This window comes from Mariprofundus ferrooxydans PV-1 (assembly GCF_000153765.1).
In the GTDB taxonomy this organism is placed as follows: domain Bacteria; phylum Pseudomonadota; class Zetaproteobacteria; order Mariprofundales; family Mariprofundaceae; genus Mariprofundus; species Mariprofundus ferrooxydans.
The window spans coordinates 1253684-1275228 of sequence record NZ_DS022295.1 but is presented as its reverse complement, the minus strand read 5'-3'; the positions used below and the strand labels follow the sequence as shown (position 1 = coordinate 1275228).

Genomic DNA, 21545 nt, shown 5'->3' with positions numbered 1-21545 from the left:
TCGCGTTCAGATATGCAGATCGGGTAGCAGGGGCAGCAGGATAATAAATTCGGCGCCACCTGCGGCGGGGCTTGCTACCTGCATGGTGCCGCCGTGTTTCTCGACAATATTGAAGACATTGGCCAGGCCAAATCCATTGCCATCCGCCTTGGTGGTAAATGCCGCTTCACAAACCTGATCGATGATGTCCGGAGCAATGCCGGGGCCTGAATCCTTCACGCGAATCTCGGCCCATGGGTAGACGTTATCCAGAGTGATCAAAATTGAGCCCCGGGTTTCCCTGCCAATTGCTTCAATTGCATTCTTGAACAGGTTGAGTACTACCTGATACAGCTGGCCGTGGTCACCAAGAATATGCAATGGCTCAGCCGGGCGGTGCCATTCAAGTGTGATATCTGATGGAAACACCGGCCTGGTAAGCTGAATCGATTCATCAATGGAGTGTGCCAGATCCACGATGCCGAGGTGATCTTCCGAATGATTGGCAAAGCCCAGAATACGATCGATCAGGCCATTGGCGCGTTCAATCGTTTTATTTACCGTAGTCAGGTGTTGCAGGATGAGCGGGTCATCAGTACGACGCTGGATCATGCCGGAAGCACTGATGATTACATGCAGGGAGTTGCGAATATCATGCACAATACCCTGGGTGAAATGACCAAGGGATTCCATTTTTCTGGCATGAATATCGTGCCTGCAGCCATCCCTCTCTTCACCACTTCCTGATGAAACCTTGCATTTATCCAAAGCCATCTCCCTCAACCCCGGTTGAATAGTTTTCCCAAACTATCAGCAAGCCGTCATTTTACCAATATCAGTCCGAACTATTCACATACGCGCGTGAGGGGTTCATCTGATTTGAGGCTTACACAGGCGTGATGTGCAAAATTCAGGCGAGAGAAGGCAGTAGCTTTTCAGCGTTATCAGGAGATCAGGGAGAAGTTGGAATCCGGATCATCATCGCCATGGCTGCATGCTCTTGTTGCCGGGTATGGCAAGGCAGATGTGCCGGTGAAAGAGTCACAGATTGCCGAGGCAACTCTTATGCAGGTAGGAGGTCGAACAGTGGGGCACTGTATCGCAGCCAAAGCAACCCATTCACTGCATTCGGTATCGCTCCATTTTTATGCGGAGCTCCGCATGATAAACGGGGAAATTATTTGCCGAGAAAGCTGTCGATGGCGCGCGCCTGTGCAGCGGCATTGCCGATGTAGGTCGCAGGGGTCATCTCCAGCAGTAGCTGCTTGGCTTCATCCGGAACTTCCAACTCGCCCACGAAAGCGCGCAGCCCCTCCGGCGTGATGCCCTTGCCGCGGGTAAGTGCTTTCATCTGCTCATACGGGTTTTCCAGACCATAACGACGCATGACGGTCTGTACCGCTTCTCCGAGCACCTCCCAGGTGGCATCAAGATCGGCATCAAGGACTGCAGCATTGATCTCCATCTTGGAGATACCGCGCTGCGCGGAGGAGTAAGCCAGTATGGAGTAACCGAAACCGACACCGAGATTGCGCAGTACGGTGGAGTCGGTCAGATCGCGCTGCCAGCGTGAAATCGGCAGCTTTTCTGCCAGATGGCGCAGCACAGCATTAGCCAGTCCCAGGTTACCTTCGGCATTTTCGAAATCGATAGGATTAACCTTGTGCGGCATGGTGGACGAACCGACTTCGCCGGCAATCACGCGCTGCTTGAAATAGCCCTGTGAAACATAACCCCACATATCGCGGCAGAAATCGATCAGGATTACATTGAAGCGGGCGACGGCATCATTGATCTCGGCGATATAATCGTGCGGCTCAATCTGGATGGTGTACGGGTTCCAGGCGATGCCGAGAGACTCGACAAAGCCTTTGGCAATGGCTGCCCAGTCGAGGGCGGGGTAGGCGGCCAGATGGGCATTGTAGTTGCCGACTGCACCGTTGATTTTGCCCAGAATATCGGCATCGGCAATCTGTTTGCGGCTGCGTTGCATGCGATAGGCGACGTTAGCCCACTCCTTACCCATCGTAGTGGGGCTGGCCGGCTGGCCGTGCGTGCGCGCCAGCATCGGCTGGTCGGCAAAATTATGGGCTCCGGTTCTGATATCCTCAATCACCGCATCAATTGCAGGCAGCAATACCAGCTCGCGGGCCTCCTTCAGCATCAGTGCATAGGAGAGGTTGTTGATGTCTTCCGATGTGCAGGCAAAATGGAAAAATTCGGCGACGGCGGCAAGCTCCGCATGATCGGCTACCTTCTCCTTGAGCAGGTATTCAACCGCTTTCACATCATGATTGGTGGTGCTCTCGATCTCCTTGACGCGCATGGCGTCGGCTTCGCAGAAGTCGCTGACAATTGCATCGAGGCGTGCATTGGCATCGCTGGAGAACGCCGGTACTTCAGCGATATCGGCATTGGCTGCGAGCATCTGCAACCATCGTACTTCCACGGTGACACGTGCCCTGATCAGTCCGTATTCGCTGAATATAGGACGCAGGTCGCCGGTTTTTGAGGCGTAGCGGCCATCAAGCGGGGAGAGGGCGGTCAGGGACGAAAGTTGCATTGGAAGCTCCGTGTATTGTCTGGAATGGCGGCGAAATGTACACACCCGGAGGTTTTTTTCCAAAGGCCATCTGCATCATCACAGCAGGCATTCTTGATTTAACACATGGCAGTGGCATCATTCGGCGCCGTTTTGGATGGGGAGTAAGGGTTGACCTTGCTCCTTTTTTGTTCAAATGGTTGGAAATGCGCGAGGATGGCGGAATTGGTAGACGCGCTGGTTTTAGGTACCAGTACCATCGGTGTGGGGGTTCGAGTCCCCCTCCTCGTACCATATTTACAATAAACAGGGCACTTATGTTGCCTGATAATAAAGTCCGGATGGCGGATGGAGATACGAATGATTCAGACAGAAGTGAAAACACTGGCCCCCAATGAATATCAGGTGCATGTTACTGTGGAACAGGGTGAATATGACCGCATTTATGCCATGTTGGTGAACAAGCTGAGCATGCAGGCCAAGTTGCCGGGTTTCCGGCCGGGTAAGACCCCGTCGCACGTGCTGAAGAAGCAGTTCGGGCCCAAGCTGCATGAAGATACGGTCTCCGAGCTGATCCAGACCCATTATGTAACAGCGATTGAAAAGTCCGGTCTGATCCCTGCTGTGCAGCCTCTGCTGGACGTGCCGGCCGCACAGCCGTCGAGTGGTTTTGAATTTACCATGAAAGTAACGACCTGGCCTGATGTTGAAATCAAGCCGCTATCCGGCCTCGCGTTTGATGAGACGACTGTCAGCGTCGAGGATGCTGATGTACAGGCTGTTATTGACCGGTTGCAGAAATCACAGGTGAAATTTGAAATTGAAGCCGGGCGGGCTGCCGAGACGGGTGACCAGCTGCATATCGATTTCTGCGGCTCGATCGATGGTGAAGAGTTTGAAGGCGGCAAGGGTGAAGATGTACCGCTGGTGCTGGGCGAAGGCCGCTTTATTCCGGGTTTTGAGGATCAGCTGCTGGGCAAGGTTGCCGGCGACGATGTAACCATCGAAGTGACTTTCCCCGCCGATTATCAGGCCGCGCACCTGGCGGACAAGGCTGCCAGCTTTGCCACGACCGTGAAGTCCGTGGGCAAGCCGGTGGTGGCAGAGGATGAGGATGCTCTGGCAGTGATGCTGGGCTTTGAGGACGCTGCCGCACTGCGTGCCGATGCTGTGGCTCGTCTGCAGGATGAAGCGAATGAAGCCTCTTTTTCTTCCACCCGTGAATCGGCGCTGGATGCATTGCTGGCGGCCAATGATATGGTGTTGCCGGAAGCGCTGATCGAAGAAGATATGCGCGCAACCACCCGCCGTGTACTGGAGAACATGAAGCAGCAGGGTATGCAGCCGGATCCGGCTATGCTCGATAATGACGAGTTCCGGACCGAAATCCGTACCCGTTCAGAGAGAGGGCTGAAATTGTCGGTTTTGCTACAGAAAGTGCGTGCGGATGCCGACCTGAATGTCAGTGAAGCGGAAATTGAGGCGGAGATAGATCGCCAGTCCCTGCAGTATCCGGAAGAGCAGCGCGTTCAGTTCAAGGCATGGGTGCATGGTCAGGATGAGCAGATGGGCGCCATACGTGAGCGTTTGCTCGAACGCGCCTGTGTGCAGCATATCATTGATCAGGCCAAAACATCCGGCGTGAGCAAGCCGCTCTCCGTCTGGCAGCAGGAGCAGGAACAGGAGTGATTCTGCTCAGGCCATAAGTTGCGACGCAGGGCCTTGACCTGAAGTTGAGGCAGGGCGCCTGTACGCAGGCATACATTTTGCTTAAGCTTTGTAGATGGACATTCCGCGCAGGCGGTCAGGATAGAAAGGAGTAATTATGAATCTGGTGCCTACAGTAGTGGAACAGACGTCGCGGGGAGAGCGGGCTTATGATATTTTCTCCCGCCTGCTCAAGGAGCGCATTGTGTTTCTGAATGGCCAGGTGGATGATCATACGGCCAACCTGATTATTGCCCAGCTGCTGTTTCTGGAGTCTGAAGGGCCGGATAAAGATATTTACATGTATATCAACAGTCCGGGCGGGGTGGTTACATCCGGTCTGGCGATTTATGACACCATGCAATATATCCGTTGTGATGTTTCAACGCTCTGTATTGGTCAGGCGGCCAGTATGGGGGCGCACCTGCTGGCGTCGGGCGCACCGGGTAAACGTTTTTCCCTGCCGAATTCACGTATCATGATTCATCAGCCGCTGGGTGGTTTTCAGGGGCAGGCTACCGATATCGAGATTCATGCACGTGAAATCCTTAGTCTGAAAAATCGACTCAATGAGATGATGGCGAAGCATACCGGTCAGCCTATTGAGAAGCTGGCGGACGATGTGGAACGTGATTATTTCTTGACCGCCGATCAGGCGTGTGAGTACGGTTTGGTGGATAAAGTGCTGTCCAGCCGTGCAGAGGCTGTTGCTGCCGGAGGTGGTAATGACGACAAAAAATAGTACCGGAGACAATACATTATACTGCTCCTTCTGCGGAAAGTCGCAGCATGACGTCAAAAAACTGATTGCCGGCCCTACCGTTTTTATCTGCGACGAGTGCATTGAGCTGTGCAACGAGATCATTGTTGAAGAGCTCGCAGGAAAAGATAAAAAAGAAGAGAAGGATGAGGGTGGACTGCCGAAGCCTGCCGAGATCAAGGCCTACCTCGACGACTATGTGATCGGACAGGAAGGTCCCAAGCGTCTGCTGGCTGTTGCCGTTTATAATCATTACAAGCGCATTGCCCATAATGAGAAGGGTGATGTCGAAATATCCAAGAGCAATGTGTTACTGCTCGGCCCGACCGGTTGCGGAAAGACGCTGCTGGCCCAGACGCTGGCGAAAGTATTTGATGTGCCGTTCGTGATGGCGGATGCCACGACGCTGACGGAAGCCGGTTATGTTGGTGAGGATGTGGAGAACATTATCCTCAAGCTGTTGCAGGCGGCTGACTACGATGTGGACAAGGCCCAGCGCGGCATTGTCTATATTGATGAGGTGGACAAGCTTTCACGCAAGGCCGAAGGGCCGTCGATTACCCGTGATGTATCCGGTGAAGGTGTGCAGCAGGCGCTGCTCAAGCTGATCGAGGGTACGGTTGCCGCTGTGCCGCCACAGGGCGGGCGCAAACATCCCCAGCAGGAGTTTCTGCAGGTGGATACCACCAATATCCTGTTTGTGCTGGGCGGTGCATTTGCCGGGCTCGAAAAGATGATCGAGAGCAAGGGTAAACAGCGCTCGATTGGATTCGGTGCCAAAGTCAGTTCGGAAGATGAAAAGGATATCGGCGAGATTCTCAGCCATGTTGAACCGGAAGATCTGATCAAGTTCGGGCTGATTCCGGAGCTGGTCGGTCGTTTGCCGGCTGTGGCTACGCTCGGTAACCTGGATAAAGCAGCCTTGCTGCGCATCCTTAAAGAGCCTAAAAATGCGTTGATCAAGCAGTATCAGGCATTAATGCAGTACGATGGTGTGGAGTTGAGCTTCAGCGATGACGCACTGGAGGCGATTGCTGAAAAAGCACTGGCCCGCAAAACAGGTGCGCGTGGTCTGCGTTCTATTATGGAATCGGTCATGCTGGATGTGATGTACGACATTCCGGGCATGCCGGATGTAGAGCAGTGTGTTGTTAATGCCGATGCCGTTGAAGGCAGAAGCAAGCCCGTACTGGTCTTGAAAGGGGCTGATGCAAAGCTGGCCAAGGCTGCTTCCTGACTCTTTTCGGCAGGCGGCTGTTGCTGACTGTTTTATAAGCGCATCACTACTCCGATGAGTTGCCTTTTCATGGCGCCATCACTATTGACCGCCCGTCAGTCGGGCGGTTCTGTTTTCGGACAATGCTCCCGAACTCATGTTGTTTTATCAGGAGAATCACATGGCTGAATGGACCAATAATGAAGATAATGCAACCGATGCCAATGAGGCGATTTCAGACCTGCTGCCGGTGCTGCCGTTAAGGGATATTGTTGTTTTTCCATGCATGATTGTGCCCCTGTTTGTCGGCCGGGAAAAATCGGTCAAGGCACTGGAAAAAGTCATGGCTTCGGGCAAGAAAGTACTGTTGCTGGCGCAGAAGGATGCCGCACTCGACGATCCTCAGGGCGATGATCTGTATCATATTGGTACGATCGGCAATGTACTGCAGCTGTTGAAATTGCCCGACGGTACCATCAAGGTGCTGGTGGAGGGCGGTGATCGTGTTGCCGTGCAATCCATCCACGCTGATGCTGACTATCTTACTGCCAGTTACGTGCCGCTGCTTGCGCCGGTTGATCAACCGCCTGAGCTGGATGCGGTGGCGCACTCCCTCGTCCAGAAATTCGAAGCTTATGTTAAACTGAACAAGAAGCTGCCTCCGGAAGTGATGGTCTCTGTCTCTGCTGTTGAAGAGGCAGATAAGCTGGCGGATACCATTGCGTCGCATTTGAATCTGAAGGTGGAGGAGAAGCAGGCGTTGTTGGAGATGCCGGCGGTCATGGACCGGCTGGAGCGACTCTATGCTCATATGGAAGAGGAGATGGAGCTGTTGCAGGTTGATAAGCGTATCCGCAGCAGGGTCAAACGGCAGATGGAAAAGAGCCAGCGGGATTATTATCTCTCCGAGCAGATGAAGGCGATTCAGAAAGAGCTGGGCGATGAAGACGGCGAAGGCGATTTGCAGCAGCTGGAAGAGAAGATCAAGCAGGCAGGCATGAGCAAGGAAGCTGCTGCCAAGGCGGAAGCGGAGCTGAAACGGTTGAAGATGATGCCGCCGATGAGCTCAGAGGCTACGGTTGTACGTAACTATCTGGACTGGCTGGTGGATGTGCCGTGGAGCAAGCGATCACGTGTCAGTCGTGACCTGGCTGTCGCCGAGGCTGTACTGGAAGCCGATCACTACGGACTGGAAAAGGTGAAAGAGCGCGTGTTGGAGCACCTGGCTGTATTGAGTCTGGTTCGACGCATGAAAGGGCCGATCCTCTGTTTCGTCGGTCCTCCAGGTGTGGGCAAGACTTCACTGGCCCGTTCGATTGCACGTGCAACCCGGCGCCGTTATGTGCGCATGAGCCTGGGCGGCGTGCGTGATGAGGCGGAAATTCGTGGACATCGTCGTACCTATATCGGCTCGATGCCGGGCAAGGTGATTCAGTCGCTGAAAAAAGTGGGTACGAAAAACCCGCTGATTCTGCTCGATGAGATTGACAAGCTGGGGTCCGACTTCCGCGGTGATCCCTCTTCAGCTCTGCTGGAGGTGCTCGATCCCGAACAGAATCACTCGTTCAACGATCATTACATGGAAGTCGATTATGACCTGTCCGAAGTAATGTTTATTACTACGGCCAATAGTCTGAATATTCCGGGGCCGCTGCTGGATCGTATGGAGATTATCCGTATCTCCGGTTATACGGAGCAGGAGAAGCTGGAGATTGCCAAGCGTTACCTGTTGACCAAGCAGCGGAGTGATCATGGCCTGAAAGATGCACAGCTGCAGATGGATGACGACGCTGTGCTGGAGTTGATTCGTTACTACACGCGTGAAGCCGGCGTGCGCGGGCTTTCACGCGAGTTGGCGCGTTTGTGCCGCAAGGTGGCGCGCAAACTGGTGCAGTCGGGGGAGAATGAGACGATGACCCTCCACGCCGGCGATATCGAAGCCTATCTGGGCGTGCGCAAGTACCGTTTCGGTCTGGCTGAAGAAGAGGACCAGATAGGTGTTGTGACCGGGCTGGCCTGGACGGAAGTTGGTGGTGAGCTGCTGCAGATTGAAACGGCACTGATGCCGGGCAAGGGCAAGTTGACTGTGACCGGTCAGCTGGGCGATGTGATGCAGGAATCGATTCAGGCGGCGCTGACCTATGTGCGCTCACGTGCACCTCAACTGGGCCTGAAGCCGGATTTTCATCAGAAGGTCGATATCCATGTGCATGTGCCGGAGGGCGCAATCCCCAAGGATGGTCCATCGGCCGGGCTGGGTATGGCGACCTCGATTGTCTCTGCGCTGACCGGCATTCCTGTGCGGAAAAATGTCTGTATGACGGGTGAAATTACCTTGCGTGGTAAGGCTTTGCCGATTGGAGGGCTGAAAGAGAAGTTGCTGGCAGCCCATCGTGGCGGCCTTACGGTGGCTGTGATCCCGGAGGAAAACATCAAGGATTTGAAGGAGATCCATCCGGATGTTCTCAAAGGGATTGAAGTACATGCGGTGAGCCATATGGATCAGGTGTTAGAACATGCCTTGACTAGATTGCCTGCCGATATGAGTATCCCTGGGAACCTCGAAAAACCGGTTCATTTATGAGATCATGCACACAAAGCACGGAGGTTTTCTGAGATGATACGAGAGAGTCTTTTTGCCGCGTCGGAACGAGAAACCAGGCTGGATAAACTTGGAGATGTATTGCGTCGTTTTGATGAGCTGATCGACTTTGCGGAGATTGCGCATGAGGTTGAGCAGTCGCTTCCGCAGCGTGACCGCAGCAAGGGTGGTCGTCCACCTTACCCTGTGGAGCTGATGGTTCGTGTCATGATTGTGCAAGAGTATTTCAACCTGAGCGACGAGCAGATGGAGTTTCAGCTTCTGGACAGGCTGAGCTTTCAGCGTTTTGTTGGTCTTCGTCGCAGCAGCCAGATACCAGATCGAACGACGATCTGGCTGTTCAGGGAGCGTCTGGTGAAAGCCGGCTGCTACGATGGGGTTCTGGAGTCGGTGAACCGTCAGATCAATGCAGCAGGTTATGTCGCACGCGGTGGACAGATGATCGATGCGACACTGGTTTCTGCACCGATACAGCGCATGAGCAAGGAAGAGAATGAAGCCATTGAACAGGGCAAGACGCCTGCGGATTGGGCCGAGGCCAAGCGTCGGCAGAAGGATATGGACGCCCGCTGGACGAAGAAGCATGGGAAGTCACACTTCGGGTACAAGATGTCGGCCAGCGTGGATCATCGCTACAAGTTGCTGCGCAAGGTGAAGGTGAGCAGTGCGAACGAGCATGACACGAAGCATTTCGAGGACGTACTGGATGGTGATAACAGTTGCCGGGATGTCTATGCGGACCGAGGTTATGCCGACAGGGAGCGGGAACACAGGCTAAGGTCGGAAGGCTGGCGCATGCACATTCAGAGGAAGGCAAAGAAGGGCAAGCCGCTTTCGCCCTGTCAGGCGAAGCGGAACCGGCGTATTGCGAGCAAGCGGGCACGGGTCGAACACCCGTTTGCCAGCATGGCGCAGATGGGAGGCAAGGCGATACGATGTATCGGGTTGGAACGTGCCAGGCTTCGAATCAGCCTGAAGGCAGCAGTCTACAACATCCAACGGCTGTGCTATCTCAAATCCGCAGGAGTACTCCCTCTGAAGAGCAGGATTGCAGCGTGATGGGCTCGAAACCGGGGCCATCAGGTTACCCAAAACGCCTGCCTCAGCAGTGTTCCGCCGATCGACATGGAAAACAGACGTGCCGATCTCACCACCAACAAAATGGAAGCCTCGAAATGACGGTTGATCGAGGTCCCCCCCTGCAAGTTTTGTGCAAGGACGCATAGGCGATATATACATTGACGATAATTCGTCTGTTGCCCACTAGAAAAATAAAAAAAATTGGTTGACAGGATATGGGGTAGTTTGCGTATAGTTCGCAACCCATTGAACACAGCGGGAGGAATAATGAATAAAGCAGAATTGATCAATCACGTAGCTGCAGCTGCGGATTTAAGCAAGGCAGCAGCTGGTGAGGCTGTTGAGGCCGTACTGAGTGGCATTACAGGCACTCTGGCGAATGGAGATGCTGTAAGTCTTGTTGGCTTTGGCACTTTTTCTGTCGCTGAACGTGCGGCACGAACGGCGCGTAACCCGCGTACCGGCGAAGCCATCGAAGTTGGCGCATCCAAGGCTCCAAAGTTCAAAGCTGGTAAGGCTCTGAAAGACGCAGTTAAGTAATTCCAGAGGGCGGGGTAACCCGCTTTCCGAAGAACAAGGGCAGTAGGCCCTTGTTTTTTTCGGGCGCTTAGCTCAGCTGGGAGAGCAACGGCCTTACAAGCCGTAGGTCGCAGGTTCGAACCCTGCAGCGCCCACCATTTAAGCCCGATTTCAGGGCTTGATTAACGAAACAATCTTTTAGGTTGATTTCGGGGTCGCAAGTTATTATGTTGCGGCCCGACGAAGGAACTGCCAGTCAGTAACTTCACGGAGTGGTAGTTCAGTTGGTTAGAATGCCGGCCTGTCACGCCGGAGGTCGCGGGTTCGAGTCCCGTCCGCTCCGCCACATAAAAAAAGCCCCCGATGGAAACATCGGGGGCTTTTTTTATGCCTGTTTTTTGCGGAGTGGATGGCGACGAGACAGATTGGCAGGGGAGCCAATCTGAACGACACGTAAGTGACGGCCTGCAAGGCGAAGGGCATGGAGGCCCGGAGTAACCCGATTGGGTGCGACAATATCGCAGGAGCGATATTGGACGCCGGAGGTACGACGGCGGCCGCGCAGGGTGAAGGGTAGGATGCCCGGAATACAAAAGGACAGGAGTCAGTTTGAACATCACGTAGTGATGGCCCCGTAGGGGTGAAGGGCAGGATGTCCGGAATACAAAAGGACAGGAGTCAGTTTGAACATCACGTAGTGATGGCCCGTAGGGGTGAAGGGCAGGATGCCCGGAATAGTCCCGTCCGCTCCGCCACATAGAAAGCCCCCGATGGAAACATTGGGGGCTTTTTTTATGCTTTGCCCAATGCAATAGCCGGACTGTCGAATGATCCGCATCACCGCAGGCCGGATGTGTGCAGGCGTTTGTTTCAATTTCACATGAACCCTATAGTTTCGGCTGAGACATGAAAGTAAAGACGGCATAATGACAGGCATAGAGCCATGCTGTCAGAAGTCCCGTGTTATGCTTGTCTACAAGGATTGAGGAGGAGGGGGCTATGGCTCTGAACATGAGTGACGTTGTAAGGCGTAACCCAGAGATTGTGCACAGCGATATGGATGGCGAGACCGTGATGATGAGTGTGAACGAAGGCAGTTACTATGGCCTTAATGGTGTCGGTTCGCAGATATGGGAGCTGCTGGAGCAGGAGATGAGCGTGGATGCGATCTGCACAGAGCTGCTGGGTCATTTCGATGTGGAAGAGGAGCAGTGCCGCAGCGAGGTGCTCACCTTCCTTGAGGAGATGGCCACCAGCAACGTGATCGAGATCGCCTGAACGTGAACTCTCTGCTGCGCAAATGCACCACCTTTTTGTGCATGCCGGGCAGGGAGAAGTGCTGGTTTTGTCTGGTCTGGATAATCAGCGGCCCGATTCGTGCCGGTCTGCTGCTGTTGCCGTTTCGCAAGATGGCGCCCATGCTCGGAGAGCACTGCAGCAATCTGCAACTGGCCGCGGTGGTGGGTGATACGCAGCGGCAGCGTGCCTGGCGCATCGGTCGGATCACCGAGCTGGCGGCTTCCTATACGCCGTGGCAGTCGAAATGTCTGGTGCAGGCGTGTGCGGCATCGATACTGCTGCGTTATTACAGGATTCCATATGTAATGCATTTGGGCGTAGCTCGAGATAGTGAAGATACTGATACGGATGGCAGTGCTATGAAGGCACATGCCTGGCTCTCTGTAGGCCCCCGGATCGTTACAGGTCGCGATGGTCATCGCGCCTTTACCATCGTCTCCACCTTTGTCTCGCCGGCACTGCTTAACAAGCCCGGCGATAACGGAGTTCTGGATGCGTCGTGAGCAGTGGCGGGCGTTGAAGATGGCCGTTATGGCCTTTTTTCGTTTTGCGCCGACCCGTTTGTCATTGCTGTTTGCACTGATGCTGTTTCAGCGTGTAACAGCAGGTGTTGGCCTGTTGCTGATTATTCCTCTGCTGCAGCTGGTTGGATTCGATACGGGTTCCGGGATGACCGGCGAATTCGCCGGAATGATCGGCCGCTTGTTTGCCGCTCTAGGTCTTGTCATGACGCTGCAGCTGGTCCTTGTCTGTTATGTCGCGATTGTTTCGGTGGTCGCAGGGCTGAACTATCTGCAATCGGTCATGTCGGCTGCCGTGCAGCAGGGGTATGTCTGCCGGATTCGGCATGAGCTGTACGATTCACTGCTGCACAGCCGCTGGCAGTATTTCATCAGCCAGAAGATGAGCGATTTCATCCATGGTCTTGTGCAGCAGGTCTCGACATTGGGTATGTGCGCCAACACGATGCTGACGCTTTTCAGTCAGTTGATTCTGGTGCTGGTCTATGTCGGGGTCTCTCTGCTGCTCTCCTGGCAGATGACGCTGCTGGCTGCCGGCTGTGGCGTGGTACTGCTAGCCATCCTGTTGCCGTTGAACCGGGTGGTGCTGCGCTCCGGGTATCTGCAGCTGGGTGGGAGCAAGCAGCTGATGCAGATGTTTACCGAGCATCTGAACAGTCTGAAGGTGATCAAGAGCTTCGGTAGCGAGTCCCTATACCTCGGCAAGATGGATCAGGAGAGCCGCTGCATGGAGCAGCAGGTGTTGCGCATCACCCGGATCAATGCTCTGACGCAATTGGTATCGATGGTCGGCGGTGTCATCGCCTTTTCACTCTGCTTCTACTTTGCACTGGAGTGGTTCTCTGTATCGCTGGCCACGCTGTTGCTGCTGTTGCTGATCTTCTCGCGGCTGATGCCGCAACTGGCCTCGATTCAGTCCTCCTATCAGCGTCTACTGCATCAATTGCCTGCCTTCGAGGATGTGCGGAAGCTGATGCAGGCGTGCGATGCCGCTGCTGAGTCGAAGCTGGCCGCCGGAGTGTTGCCGAAGAAACTGGAAGAGCGGATAGTACTCGAGCATGTCAGCTTTCGTTATGAATACGGCAATCGGCAGGTGATCGACGATATCTCGCTGGAAATCCGCAAGAACGCTACAGTGGCTTTGACCGGCTGTTTGATCAGGGTTACCGCCAGCGCCACCTTGTCGATGGCAACCCGAACTGGGGTATCTGGTTGCGGCCGTTGCAGTGGCTGGGCCACGAGAGCGAAATCGGCAAGCGGACCCGGCTAGCCTGGACGATGCTCAAACGCCGTGCTGCCACACATCACAAGGCAGCTGCCGGCAAGCCGCGGATTAGTGTCGCCGAACAGGAGCAGCCGGTGTTCCGGCAGTTGCAGCAGATTGCCGCAGATAACCATGCACGCCTGATCATCGGCTGGTCAGGGTTGCCGGCTAACGGTGACGGCTCCTATGCCTGGATGAAGCAGTGGGCAGCAGCCAACGGTACGGGATTTATCGACTGGCATCCGGCCGAGCAGTCCGTGGTTGCGGCCATCCCGTCATTAACGCCCGGTAATCCGCACTCCGGCGGGCATTATCGCAGTTGGGTGCAACACCTGATTGCACGTGCATACGCTGAAGCTATTCGCCGGCAGTAGGTAGCAAACGCCCGCTTACCTTGTCGCCATCCTCTGATGGCATCAGATACAGGCTGCGAGCCAGAAGCAGCCCCAGTATCACATTAACAGGAAACAGTTCAGTAACAATCGTCGTCAGGCTGGCAATCGAAATGGCCAGATAGAGTGGTGCAGCTTTTGCATCACGCCACGCCGCATATGCCAGCAGCAGGTAAAAGGCGATAACGCCGACAATGCCAACCTGTGCCAACAGTGCCAGCGGGGTAGAGTCTGCAGTAAACAACTTGCTGCTTATCTTCACCTCCTGAAAACCACCTTGCCAATTCATCATTATATTCAGTGCTGCATTGGTGCCTGCACCCAGTCCCTGACCAAAGAGTAGTGTTTGTACATCAGGCAGGCCGGACAGATAGCCTTCAAATGTAAAAAGTCGTCCCCAGAGCGAGTCGTATACATCCGGCCGTTGCACGATGCCGGGCAGCATGATGATAAACAGAATAAAGGCGGTTCCGCCCCATAACAGAAGTCCTACTCGGTATCGCACAGCTAACAGAAAGTATGCTTTTGCAGAGAGGATTATCAGCAACAGCAACAAGGCAGCTGCCGATTGTGAATACACAACGAGTATGGCTGTGGCAATAAAGGCAGGAACGGCCAACATTCTGTAGCTGGAAAACTGCAGGTAAAATATGAAGCCGATCACGGCCATCAGCCCAAGACTGCTTGGCTGCAGCATCGTGCCGGCTGCCCTTGCACCGAAATAGGTACCAAACAAATGCACGCCATGGTGTATTTCTGTCGGCACAAGCAAGACCTGGAACAGCAGGAACAGCAGCAGACACTGAGCCAGGAAATGCAGGCTCTTTTGTTGCACAGCCCAGTAACCGACCGTTGCAATAATCAGGAATGAAAAAAAACGCATGCCACCGAGCAGCATGGCCGGCCCGAACTGGATAAGTGAAACTACACTGCCGATCGCAGTTACAGTGATCATCAATGCCAGAGGCCATGGTGGTTTCCGGACAGGCAGATCCGGTAAACGCCACAACAATAGCAGCGAAATGATCAGAAAGGCCCCGATCCACAGCGCCTTGCAAAGCTTTAGTAGACGCTCGTTGCCAACAGATTGGTAAATGTTATGGGTGAAATCACTCAGCTGCTTCCGCTCTTCATCGGTCCACTGGTGCCCGAGGCCCACAGAAAAGTTGTTCATATAGTACTGATGCAGTTGTGGTTCATACCAGCCGACACGTTTAAGCCAGAATGCAGCGCCATTCAACACAGCTGAGAGTAGCAGCATGATAAACAGGAAACGAACAAGTGATGTTCCGGGACGATTCAAAGGCACCTCTCTCACGGCACGCAGCCTAATGTAAGAGGTTGCCGGCGAATAGTGAATGCGTCTGTGGGCGGCTTATTGCTGCCGGTATTGTGCAGGTAAGCGACAGTTTGGGCGCAGTAGGCGGTGTGAAAATCCGGGTAACTAAAGGTGTGAGGGCGAGCTTTCTGTAGACTCAGACAGACGAGTGGCCGATAGGAGTATTGGCGAACTCTGCTGAGATGAATGACAGCTCGCGCTTTCAGCGCACCCCGGTGGTGTATTTTTTACGATGTCAGGGCCGCTTTTCTCGCATGCTTCTGCTCATCGCTACTGTTATGATGCCGCCCCTATAGGTTAGTGTTTTAATCATTATCATTTTATATCCCCCCTGGAGGCCCATATGAATTCGCTTGAGCGCAAGGCGGTCATTCCGATCGCCGGTATTTATGGTTTGCGAATGCTGGGATTGTTTCTGATCCTGCCGGTATTCGCGATATACGCCGAAGGACTGAAGGATTTCACGCCAGCCCTGCTGGGTTTGGCGCTGGGAGCTTACGGCTTCACGATGGCCATGCTGCAAATTCCGTTTGGCTGGCTGTCGGACCGTATTGGTCGCAAGCCGGTGATTACTGCGGGGCTGCTTGTTTTTGCGGTCGGTAGCGTTGTGGCGGCAATGTCCGATTCAATCTGGGGTGTAATTATCGGCCGAGCCCTGCAGGGCTCAGGTGCGATTGCCGCGGCCATGATGGCGCTACTGGCAGACCTGACCCGGGAAGAAGTGCGCAGCAAGGCGATGGCGATGATAGGCATCACCATCGGTTCATCATTCACGGTAGCCCTGATCGTCGGACCGCTGCTGGATGCATGGATTGGTGTAAACGGTATTTTCTGGCTGATTGCCGTATTGGCCCTGCTAAGTATCGGCGTACTCTATGTGATGGTTCCCAATCCCGATCACAGCGGCATGCATCGCGATGTCGAGTCCAGGCCTGGCGAATTCGGACGTATTCTCTCCAATCCGCAGCTGTTACGGCTGGATTTCGGCATCCTTATTCTCAATGCGATCATGACGGCAATGTTTGTCGCACTGCCGTTTGTGTTGCGCGACCATTTGCATATTGAGTCGATACATCAGGCATGGGTCTACTTGCCTGTGCTGGTCGTGGCGATGATTGTTATGGTGCCGCTGATTATCATGGCAGAGTCGAAGGGGAAGATGAAACAGGTGTTCCTGACCAGTATTACGCTGATTGCTATTGCTTGTGCGATGCTGGGAGCGCTGCATAATTCCATGTTCAGTGTGGTTGCCGGTCTGTTTTTGTTCTTCGTTGCCTATAATGTGCTGGAAGCCACGTTGCCGTCGCTGATTTCCCGTATGGCGCCGATTGATGCCAAGGGGACTGCCATGGGAGTATACTCCACATCGCAGTTTTTCGGTGCGTTTCTGGGCGGCGCTGTGGGCGGCTGGTGCTACGGTCATTATGATGTGCAGGGTGTGTTTTTCGGCTCGGTCGGACTGGCTGTGCTATGGCTTTTAGTGGCTGCCGGGATGAGTATGCCGGCAATGCGTTCGGCTATAATGCTGCATGTTGCATCCGATGCGGATGCATCGGCACTGGAGCCAGGCCTGCTGCAAATCGCAGGTGTTTATGAGGCCAGAGTTGTGCCTGAGGAAAACACCGCATTTCTGCGTGTGAACAAGAAAGAGCTGGACCGGGCGGCTGTGGATGCACTGCTTGGAATAAAGCATGAGGAAGCTGTATGAATAACTCCGTAAACAATGTGGTGCTAACACCACCCACAGGTCCGGTGCTGCTGTTGATCATGGATGGCTGGGGTATCGGCTCCGGTGGACCGGAGGATGCCGTTGCACAGGCAAACACGCCGGTATTTGACCGGTTGTGGGGAAAGTACGCACATACCGAGCTGATGACGCATGGCGGTTATGTAGGACTGCCTTCAGGCAAGGATATGGGTGGCTCGGAAGTGGGGCACCTGACAATGGGAGCCGGCCTGATCCTCGATCAGGGGCCGACCCGCATTAACAAGGCCATCGCCGATGGTTCATTCTATGAGTCGGAAGCGCTGGAGCAGGTATTATCGATTGAGCCCGGGAAAGCACTGCATCTGATCGGCCTGCTCTCCGATGGTAATATTCATTCGCATCTGACCCACTTTCGTGCCCTGATCAATGCGGCATTTGAACGGGGTATTCGCCGTTTATATGTACATGCGCTGCTTGATGGTCGCGATGTTGGTATTCAGACCGCGCAGAAATATGTATGCGAACTGGAATCGGATTTTGCCTGTATCAACGACAATGACGGGTTTGATTACGCATTTGCCTCCGGCGGCGGACGCGAGCGGATTATCATGGATCGCGATGGCGACTGGTCGAAGGTGGAAGCAGGCTGGAACCTGATGGTGCATGGCGAAGGCAGCGAGCGTTTTCCTTCAATGATGGCGGCCATCACCCGTTTGCGCGAGCAGCAGCCGGATCTGATCGATCAGGATATGCCGGGTTTTGTTATTGTTGGTGAAGATGATGCGCCGATCGGTAAAATCAGTGATGGCGATGCGGTTGTTATGGTTAATTTCCGCGGTGATCGGGCGATTGAAATTACCGAAGCATTTGAGCTGGATGATTTCAGCGGCTTTGATCGCGGCGTGCGTCCGCAAGTTACCTATGCCGGCATGATGGTCTACGATGAGGATCGTAATCTGCCGGTCCTGCAGCTGATGGGGCCTACCAAGGTGGATGAGCCGTTCGGCAAGCGTATTCTGGAGCTCGGTATCAAACAGTTTCGCCTGACCGAAACACAGAAGTATCCGCATGTTACCTTTTTCTTTAACGGCGGTTATCGCCAGCCTCTGGACCCGACGATGGAGGATTATATTCTGATCCCATCGGACAAGAAGGTCTCATTCGCTGATCAGCCGCAGATGAAGTCGGCGGAGATTGCCGATAAAGCGGTCGAGTTGATCGAGTCGGGCCAGTACGGCTTCGGTCTGATTAACTTTGCCAATGCGGATATGGTGGGGCATTGCGGCAAGATCGCACCGGCCATCACCGCGGTTGAGGCTGTCGATAATGCGATCGGCAAGATTATCGATGCGCTGCAGGCCTGTGGCGGACGTGCGCTGATTACCGCTGATCACGGCAATGCCGAAGAGATGCAGGTGCAGGACAAGTCCGGCCATGTTGAAGCCTCTACAAAGCATTCTACCAACCCTGTGCCATGTATCCTGTTCGATCCCTCCTATGATGGCAGTTATAAGCTGCATCAGCCGCGGGATGGTGATGACAAGGCGCTGATGCCGGGCCTCTCCCATCTGGCTGCCACACTTTATGCGATGATGGGCAAAGAGCCTCCGACGGATCTGAACACCTCGTTGATTGAGGCGCTGTAGTAATCCGGAGAAACTGAAGGCCGGGTCTGTTCCGTGCTCTGATGATGCCTGTTTGTATTTGCCATTGCGCCGACATGGCGGTGATGTGAGATTGTCATACAATCTTCATGGCAGGAGTGAATCATGGAACAGTTAGATCAGCTTTCGCAAACGCTTGCACTGAGTATGGGCGCGGCCTGGGCCAGCGGCATCAATCTGTATGCCACGATCCTGATGATAGGGCTGATGGGGATGACCGGTAACATCCAGTTGCCGCCGGGGCTGGAGATACTGACCAATCCGATGGTGCTGTTTGCTGCCGGGGTCATGTACATCACCGAATTCGTTGCAGACAAGGTTCCCGGCGTGGATACCGGCTGGGATGCGCTGCATACCTTTATCCGTATTCCTGCAGGCGCCATGCTGGCTGCAGGCGCTATCGGCGATGTTACACCGGCCCTGAGTCTGGCTGCAGCTATCATGGGCGGCGGCCTGGCGGCCGGTACACATGCCACCAAGGCCGGCTCGCGGGTGCTGATCAATACCTCGCCCGAACCCTTTACCAACTGGACAGCCTCGGTAACCGAAGATGTCGCCGTGATTGCCGGATTGTGGACCGCACTGCATCATCCTACGCTGTTTCTGCTGCTGCTGTTTGTCTTTATCCTGCTGATGATCTGGCTGCTGCCGAAGATGTGGCGCGGTGTTAAAACGATTTTCCGCAAACTGGGCGAGTGGTTCGGCGGCAAAAAGGCAGCCTCCGCAGCAACACTGCCGACAGACCCTGTAACTGCGCCTGTCACTGAATCGGCCGCAACAGATGTCAACTCCAAACCGGATAAGGACGGGGCAGGTTGAGTTCTGATTCCTTTACATCCTCTTTCCGATCCCGGCTTTTTTCTGCAAACCGGCAGGTCGAGAATATAAAGAGTGATGACTGATAGCCTCATTACTGAATCAACGATTACCTTCGGCTAAACCCGGATGGTCAGTGATTGTGACATCATTCTATATGATGTCCCTGAAGCTGCCTGTATAATCTGTCGATTAGGTATAAACTTAAAGTTCGTATATACTGATAAATGATTTATCCGATCCAGGGACGGAACGGCTGAAAAGCTTATTCCTGGAGGGTGGGATAATGAAGGCATCAGATCAAACAACGCAGCTGTATAACCGGAACCTTGTGCTATTTTTGTCCTCGCTTCTGATTGTCATGACCTTTCTGGTTTATGAGCTGGTCTATGCCACAGGTGGCATCAAGTATGTCTACTCGCATTCAATGTATTTTCCGATTTTATTGGCAGGTTACTTCCTAGGTCCTATTGGTGGCGGCCTGATCGGCTTGCTTGGCAGTATTTTATTGGGCCCGTTTATGCCGATTGATACAATAACTCAGGAGCAACAGCAGACTCTTAACTGGATTTATCGCAGCTTTTATTTCATCTCTGCAGGTGTATTGGTTGGATATGGCGTAGGCCTGCTACGCAAGCGTATGGATGAAATTCGCTATCTGGCCAACAATGACAGGGACACCGGCTTACCGAATCGTTCCAGTACGATCGAATACCTCTCTACCATCCTCGCATTGCCAGCGCAGCAGAAATCAGACTATGTGCTGATGAAAGTATCCTGCGACAATTTGATGGATATTGAGGTGGCGTTTGGTTTCGAAGCTTCGGACAGTGTTGTTGCCCAGATGCACGAGCGGCTGAATTCAGCTTTGCCTCCTGCGACCTTCCTGTCGCGTACGCATCGCTCGGAATTTGCAGCACTGATCAAAGGGATGTCGCAAGGCGAGGTTGCAGCTCTCGCCAATGGTGTGAACGAGAGCTTCAAATGTGCTTTCAGCCATCGAGATATTCCACTGCATGTCGAGTCTTCGATCGGCTATCTGCACCTTTCCGAAAGATCCGAAGATCCGGACCGGGTCTTGCAGATGGCCGAAGTGGCGTTGATGAGGGCCAGAAATCAACATCACCATGTTGTGGCCTATGATCACGCCAGCCATAAGGTTAGCCGGGATAATCTGGCCTTGCTTGGAGAGTTGCGCAATGCGGTGGGGGCCGATCAGCTCAGGCTGCACTATCAGCCCAAGCTGCTGCTCGCCGATAACTCATTGGTCGGGGCAGAGGCGCTGATGCGTTGGGAGCACCCTGAACGTGGCATGATTCCACCAGACCAGTTCATCCCTCAGGCCGAGAAGTCCAGTATCATCAATGAGTTGACCGTCTGGGCGCTGCGTTCGGCAGTGACGCAACAATCACAGTGGTGCGCAATGCGGGGAATGGAGCAGTTGAAGGTAGCGGTCAATATCTCAGTACATGACCTGATGGTGCCCGGCTTCCATGATGTCGTGTTACAGACTTTGGAACAGGGTAATCTCGACAACGGGAACCTCGAGCTTGAAGTGACCGAGAGTGCATTGATGGAGGATATTGCTACTTCAGTTGACGTATTAAAACGGTTATCCGGTGCCAATGTGATTATCTCTATTGATGATTTCGGCACAGGCTACTCCTCACTCAAATACCTCGACCTGTTGCCGACAGCCGCGATTAAGATTGATCAGTCATTTGTCTTTCGAATGGCCAGGGATGCTGGCAGTCGCCAAATCGTGCAGGCTGCAATCGGTCTGGCGCATTCGCTTGGTATGAGAGTGATTGCCGAGGGAGTGGAGACAGAGGAGAACTACAGCATGTTGCGCGATATGGGCTGTGATATTGCTCAAGGCTTCTTTATCAGCCGCCCGCTTGCCAGTGAGAAATTTCCCGGTTTTTCATTTCAACAACAGTAACGCTCAATAGATAACGCTACGGATAGCAATTATCTGTTGTGAGAATGACGATGACGGTATTACTAAAACGCTTAATTTATTCGAAATCAAAGGTCCTGTTAAACGCAAGGGCCAAACCTTATATCCTTCTGCTGTTATAAAATTATGACCGTCTGAAGTTGGCTGGAAAGAGCTCATTTGCTGGTTAAGAATAGA

At 53.8% G+C, this 21545-nt stretch carries 17 protein-coding genes and 3 tRNA genes; 17 read left to right on the top strand and 3 right to left on the bottom strand.

All coding sequences use genetic code 11. The features are described 5' to 3' along the window. Window positions 1-6: 6 nt before the first annotated feature. Together SPV1_RS12740 and purB are read right to left on the bottom strand one after the other, a co-directional pair. Window positions 7-753, bottom strand: a complete 747-nt coding sequence (locus tag SPV1_RS12740; RefSeq protein WP_009851635.1) for a sensor histidine kinase — start codon at window positions 751-753, stop codon at window positions 7-9. Between the two features lie 403 nt (window positions 754-1156). Further along, on the bottom strand, window positions 1157-2542 hold the full coding sequence (purB, locus tag SPV1_RS12735) for an adenylosuccinate lyase (RefSeq protein ID WP_009851634.1): 1386 nt from the start codon (window positions 2540-2542) through the stop codon (window positions 1157-1159). Window positions 2543-2731: 189 nt separating this feature from the next. Here purB and SPV1_RS12730 point away from each other — a divergent pair. The 13 genes from SPV1_RS12730 (at window position 2732) to SPV1_RS12670 (ending at window position 13863) form a co-directional block, all read left to right on the top strand. Next, window positions 2732-2815, top strand: a tRNA-Leu gene (locus SPV1_RS12730). 66 nt (window positions 2816-2881) lie between these two features. Continuing rightward, a complete protein-coding gene (gene tig / locus SPV1_RS12725) occupies window positions 2882-4210 on the top strand; it encodes a trigger factor (RefSeq protein ID WP_009851633.1) in 1329 nt (442 codons plus the stop codon). A gap of 136 nt (window positions 4211-4346) precedes the next feature. Further along, window positions 4347-4970 carry an ATP-dependent Clp endopeptidase proteolytic subunit ClpP gene (gene clpP / locus SPV1_RS12720; RefSeq protein WP_009851632.1) on the top strand — a complete coding sequence of 208 codons (624 nt, stop codon included), beginning with the start codon at window positions 4347-4349 and terminating at the stop codon, window positions 4968-4970. After that, complete coding sequence (clpX, locus tag SPV1_RS12715; RefSeq protein ID WP_009851631.1) at window positions 4954-6225, top strand: ATP-dependent Clp protease ATP-binding subunit ClpX; 1272 nt, start codon at window positions 4954-4956, stop codon at window positions 6223-6225. Before clpP ends, clpX begins: the two co-directional genes overlap by 17 nt. 160 nt (window positions 6226-6385) lie before the next feature. After that, the gene (gene lon / locus SPV1_RS12710; RefSeq protein ID WP_050754745.1) at window positions 6386-8788 is read left to right on the top strand and encodes an endopeptidase La; all 2403 of its coding nucleotides are present in this window, start codon (window positions 6386-6388) and stop codon (window positions 8786-8788) included. Window positions 8789-8821: 33 nt separating this feature from the next. Then, entirely contained in the window at window positions 8822-9865 is a 1044-nt protein-coding gene (locus tag SPV1_RS12705; RefSeq protein ID WP_009849282.1) for an IS5 family transposase, read from the top strand. 288 nt (window positions 9866-10153) lie between these two features. Then, window positions 10154-10426, top strand: a complete 273-nt coding sequence (locus tag SPV1_RS12700) for an HU family DNA-binding protein (RefSeq protein ID WP_009851629.1) — start codon at window positions 10154-10156, stop codon at window positions 10424-10426. 61 nt (window positions 10427-10487) lie between these two features. Continuing rightward, window positions 10488-10563 (top strand) — tRNA-Val (locus SPV1_RS12695). 111 nt (window positions 10564-10674) lie between these two features. Next, window positions 10675-10751, top strand: a tRNA-Asp gene (locus SPV1_RS12690). Between the two features lie 653 nt (window positions 10752-11404). After that, a complete protein-coding gene (locus tag SPV1_RS12685; protein WP_009851628.1) occupies window positions 11405-11683 on the top strand; it encodes a lasso peptide biosynthesis PqqD family chaperone in 279 nt (92 codons plus the stop codon). 41 nt (window positions 11684-11724) lie between these two features. After that, window positions 11725-12207, top strand: a complete 483-nt coding sequence (locus SPV1_RS12680) for a lasso peptide biosynthesis B2 protein (protein WP_009851627.1) — start codon at window positions 11725-11727, stop codon at window positions 12205-12207. Next, window positions 12197-13495 carry an ABC transporter transmembrane domain-containing protein gene (locus SPV1_RS12675; RefSeq protein ID WP_009851626.1) on the top strand — a complete coding sequence of 433 codons (1299 nt, stop codon included), beginning with the start codon at window positions 12197-12199 and terminating at the stop codon, window positions 13493-13495. The genes SPV1_RS12680 and SPV1_RS12675 overlap by 11 nt, the downstream gene beginning before the upstream one ends. A gap of 8 nt (window positions 13496-13503) precedes the next feature. Continuing rightward, a complete protein-coding gene (locus tag SPV1_RS12670) occupies window positions 13504-13863 on the top strand; it encodes a hypothetical protein (protein ID WP_009851625.1) in 360 nt (119 codons plus the stop codon). On the opposite strand, the gene SPV1_RS12665 is transcribed toward SPV1_RS12670, so the two are convergent. Further along, window positions 13847-15199 carry a hypothetical protein gene (locus SPV1_RS12665; protein ID WP_152909253.1) on the bottom strand — a complete coding sequence of 451 codons (1353 nt, stop codon included), beginning with the start codon at window positions 15197-15199 and terminating at the stop codon, window positions 13847-13849. The genes SPV1_RS12670 and SPV1_RS12665 overlap by 17 nt on opposite strands. A 364-nt stretch (window positions 15200-15563) precedes the next feature. Here SPV1_RS12665 and SPV1_RS12660 point away from each other — a divergent pair, with 364 nt between their 5' ends. The 4 genes from SPV1_RS12660 (at window position 15564) to SPV1_RS12645 (ending at window position 21350) form a co-directional block, all read left to right on the top strand. Further along, entirely contained in the window at window positions 15564-16928 is a 1365-nt protein-coding gene (locus SPV1_RS12660; protein WP_009851622.1) for an MFS transporter, read from the top strand. Beyond that, a complete protein-coding gene (gene gpmI, locus SPV1_RS12655; protein ID WP_009851621.1) occupies window positions 16925-18574 on the top strand; it encodes a 2,3-bisphosphoglycerate-independent phosphoglycerate mutase in 1650 nt (549 codons plus the stop codon). Before SPV1_RS12660 ends, gpmI begins: the two co-directional genes overlap by 4 nt. Before the next feature lie 123 nt (window positions 18575-18697). After that, the gene (locus SPV1_RS12650) at window positions 18698-19411 is read left to right on the top strand and encodes a DUF4126 domain-containing protein (protein WP_009851620.1); all 714 of its coding nucleotides are present in this window, start codon (window positions 18698-18700) and stop codon (window positions 19409-19411) included. Between the two features lie 283 nt (window positions 19412-19694). Next, the gene (locus tag SPV1_RS12645; protein WP_009851619.1) at window positions 19695-21350 is read left to right on the top strand and encodes a putative bifunctional diguanylate cyclase/phosphodiesterase; all 1656 of its coding nucleotides are present in this window, start codon (window positions 19695-19697) and stop codon (window positions 21348-21350) included. The last annotated feature ends 195 nt before the right edge of the window (window positions 21351-21545 follow it).

Excerpts from the sequence above, each read along its gene's own strand:
- SPV1_RS12675 (WP_009851626.1), top strand. The coding sequence starts at position 12,197 with ATGCGTCGTGAGCAGTGGCGGGCGTTGAAGATGGCCGTTATGGCCTTT.
- gpmI (WP_009851621.1), top strand. The coding sequence starts at position 16,925 with ATGAATAACTCCGTAAACAATGTGGTGCTAACACCACCCACAGGTCCG.
- SPV1_RS12700 (WP_009851629.1), top strand. The coding sequence starts at position 10,154 with ATGAATAAAGCAGAATTGATCAATCACGTAGCTGCAGCTGCGGATTTA.
- clpX (WP_009851631.1), top strand. The coding sequence starts at position 4,954 with ATGACGACAAAAAATAGTACCGGAGACAATACATTATACTGCTCCTTC.
- purB (WP_009851634.1), bottom strand. The coding sequence starts at position 2,542 with ATGCAACTTTCGTCCCTGACCGCCCTCTCCCCGCTTGATGGCCGCTAC.
- lon (WP_050754745.1), top strand. The coding sequence starts at position 6,386 with ATGGCTGAATGGACCAATAATGAAGATAATGCAACCGATGCCAATGAG.
- SPV1_RS12645 (WP_009851619.1), top strand. The coding sequence starts at position 19,695 with ATGAAGGCATCAGATCAAACAACGCAGCTGTATAACCGGAACCTTGTG.
- SPV1_RS12660 (WP_009851622.1), top strand. The coding sequence starts at position 15,564 with ATGAATTCGCTTGAGCGCAAGGCGGTCATTCCGATCGCCGGTATTTAT.
- SPV1_RS12685 (WP_009851628.1), top strand. The coding sequence starts at position 11,405 with ATGGCTCTGAACATGAGTGACGTTGTAAGGCGTAACCCAGAGATTGTG.
- SPV1_RS12650 (WP_009851620.1), top strand. The coding sequence starts at position 18,698 with ATGGAACAGTTAGATCAGCTTTCGCAAACGCTTGCACTGAGTATGGGC.
- tig (WP_009851633.1), top strand. The coding sequence starts at position 2,882 with ATGATTCAGACAGAAGTGAAAACACTGGCCCCCAATGAATATCAGGTG.
- SPV1_RS12670 (WP_009851625.1), top strand. The coding sequence starts at position 13,504 with ATGCTCAAACGCCGTGCTGCCACACATCACAAGGCAGCTGCCGGCAAG.
- clpP (WP_009851632.1), top strand. The coding sequence starts at position 4,347 with ATGAATCTGGTGCCTACAGTAGTGGAACAGACGTCGCGGGGAGAGCGG.
- SPV1_RS12740 (WP_009851635.1), bottom strand. The coding sequence starts at position 753 with ATGGCTTTGGATAAATGCAAGGTTTCATCAGGAAGTGGTGAAGAGAGG.
- SPV1_RS12705 (WP_009849282.1), top strand. The coding sequence starts at position 8,822 with ATGATACGAGAGAGTCTTTTTGCCGCGTCGGAACGAGAAACCAGGCTG.
- SPV1_RS12680 (WP_009851627.1), top strand. The coding sequence starts at position 11,725 with ATGCCGGGCAGGGAGAAGTGCTGGTTTTGTCTGGTCTGGATAATCAGC.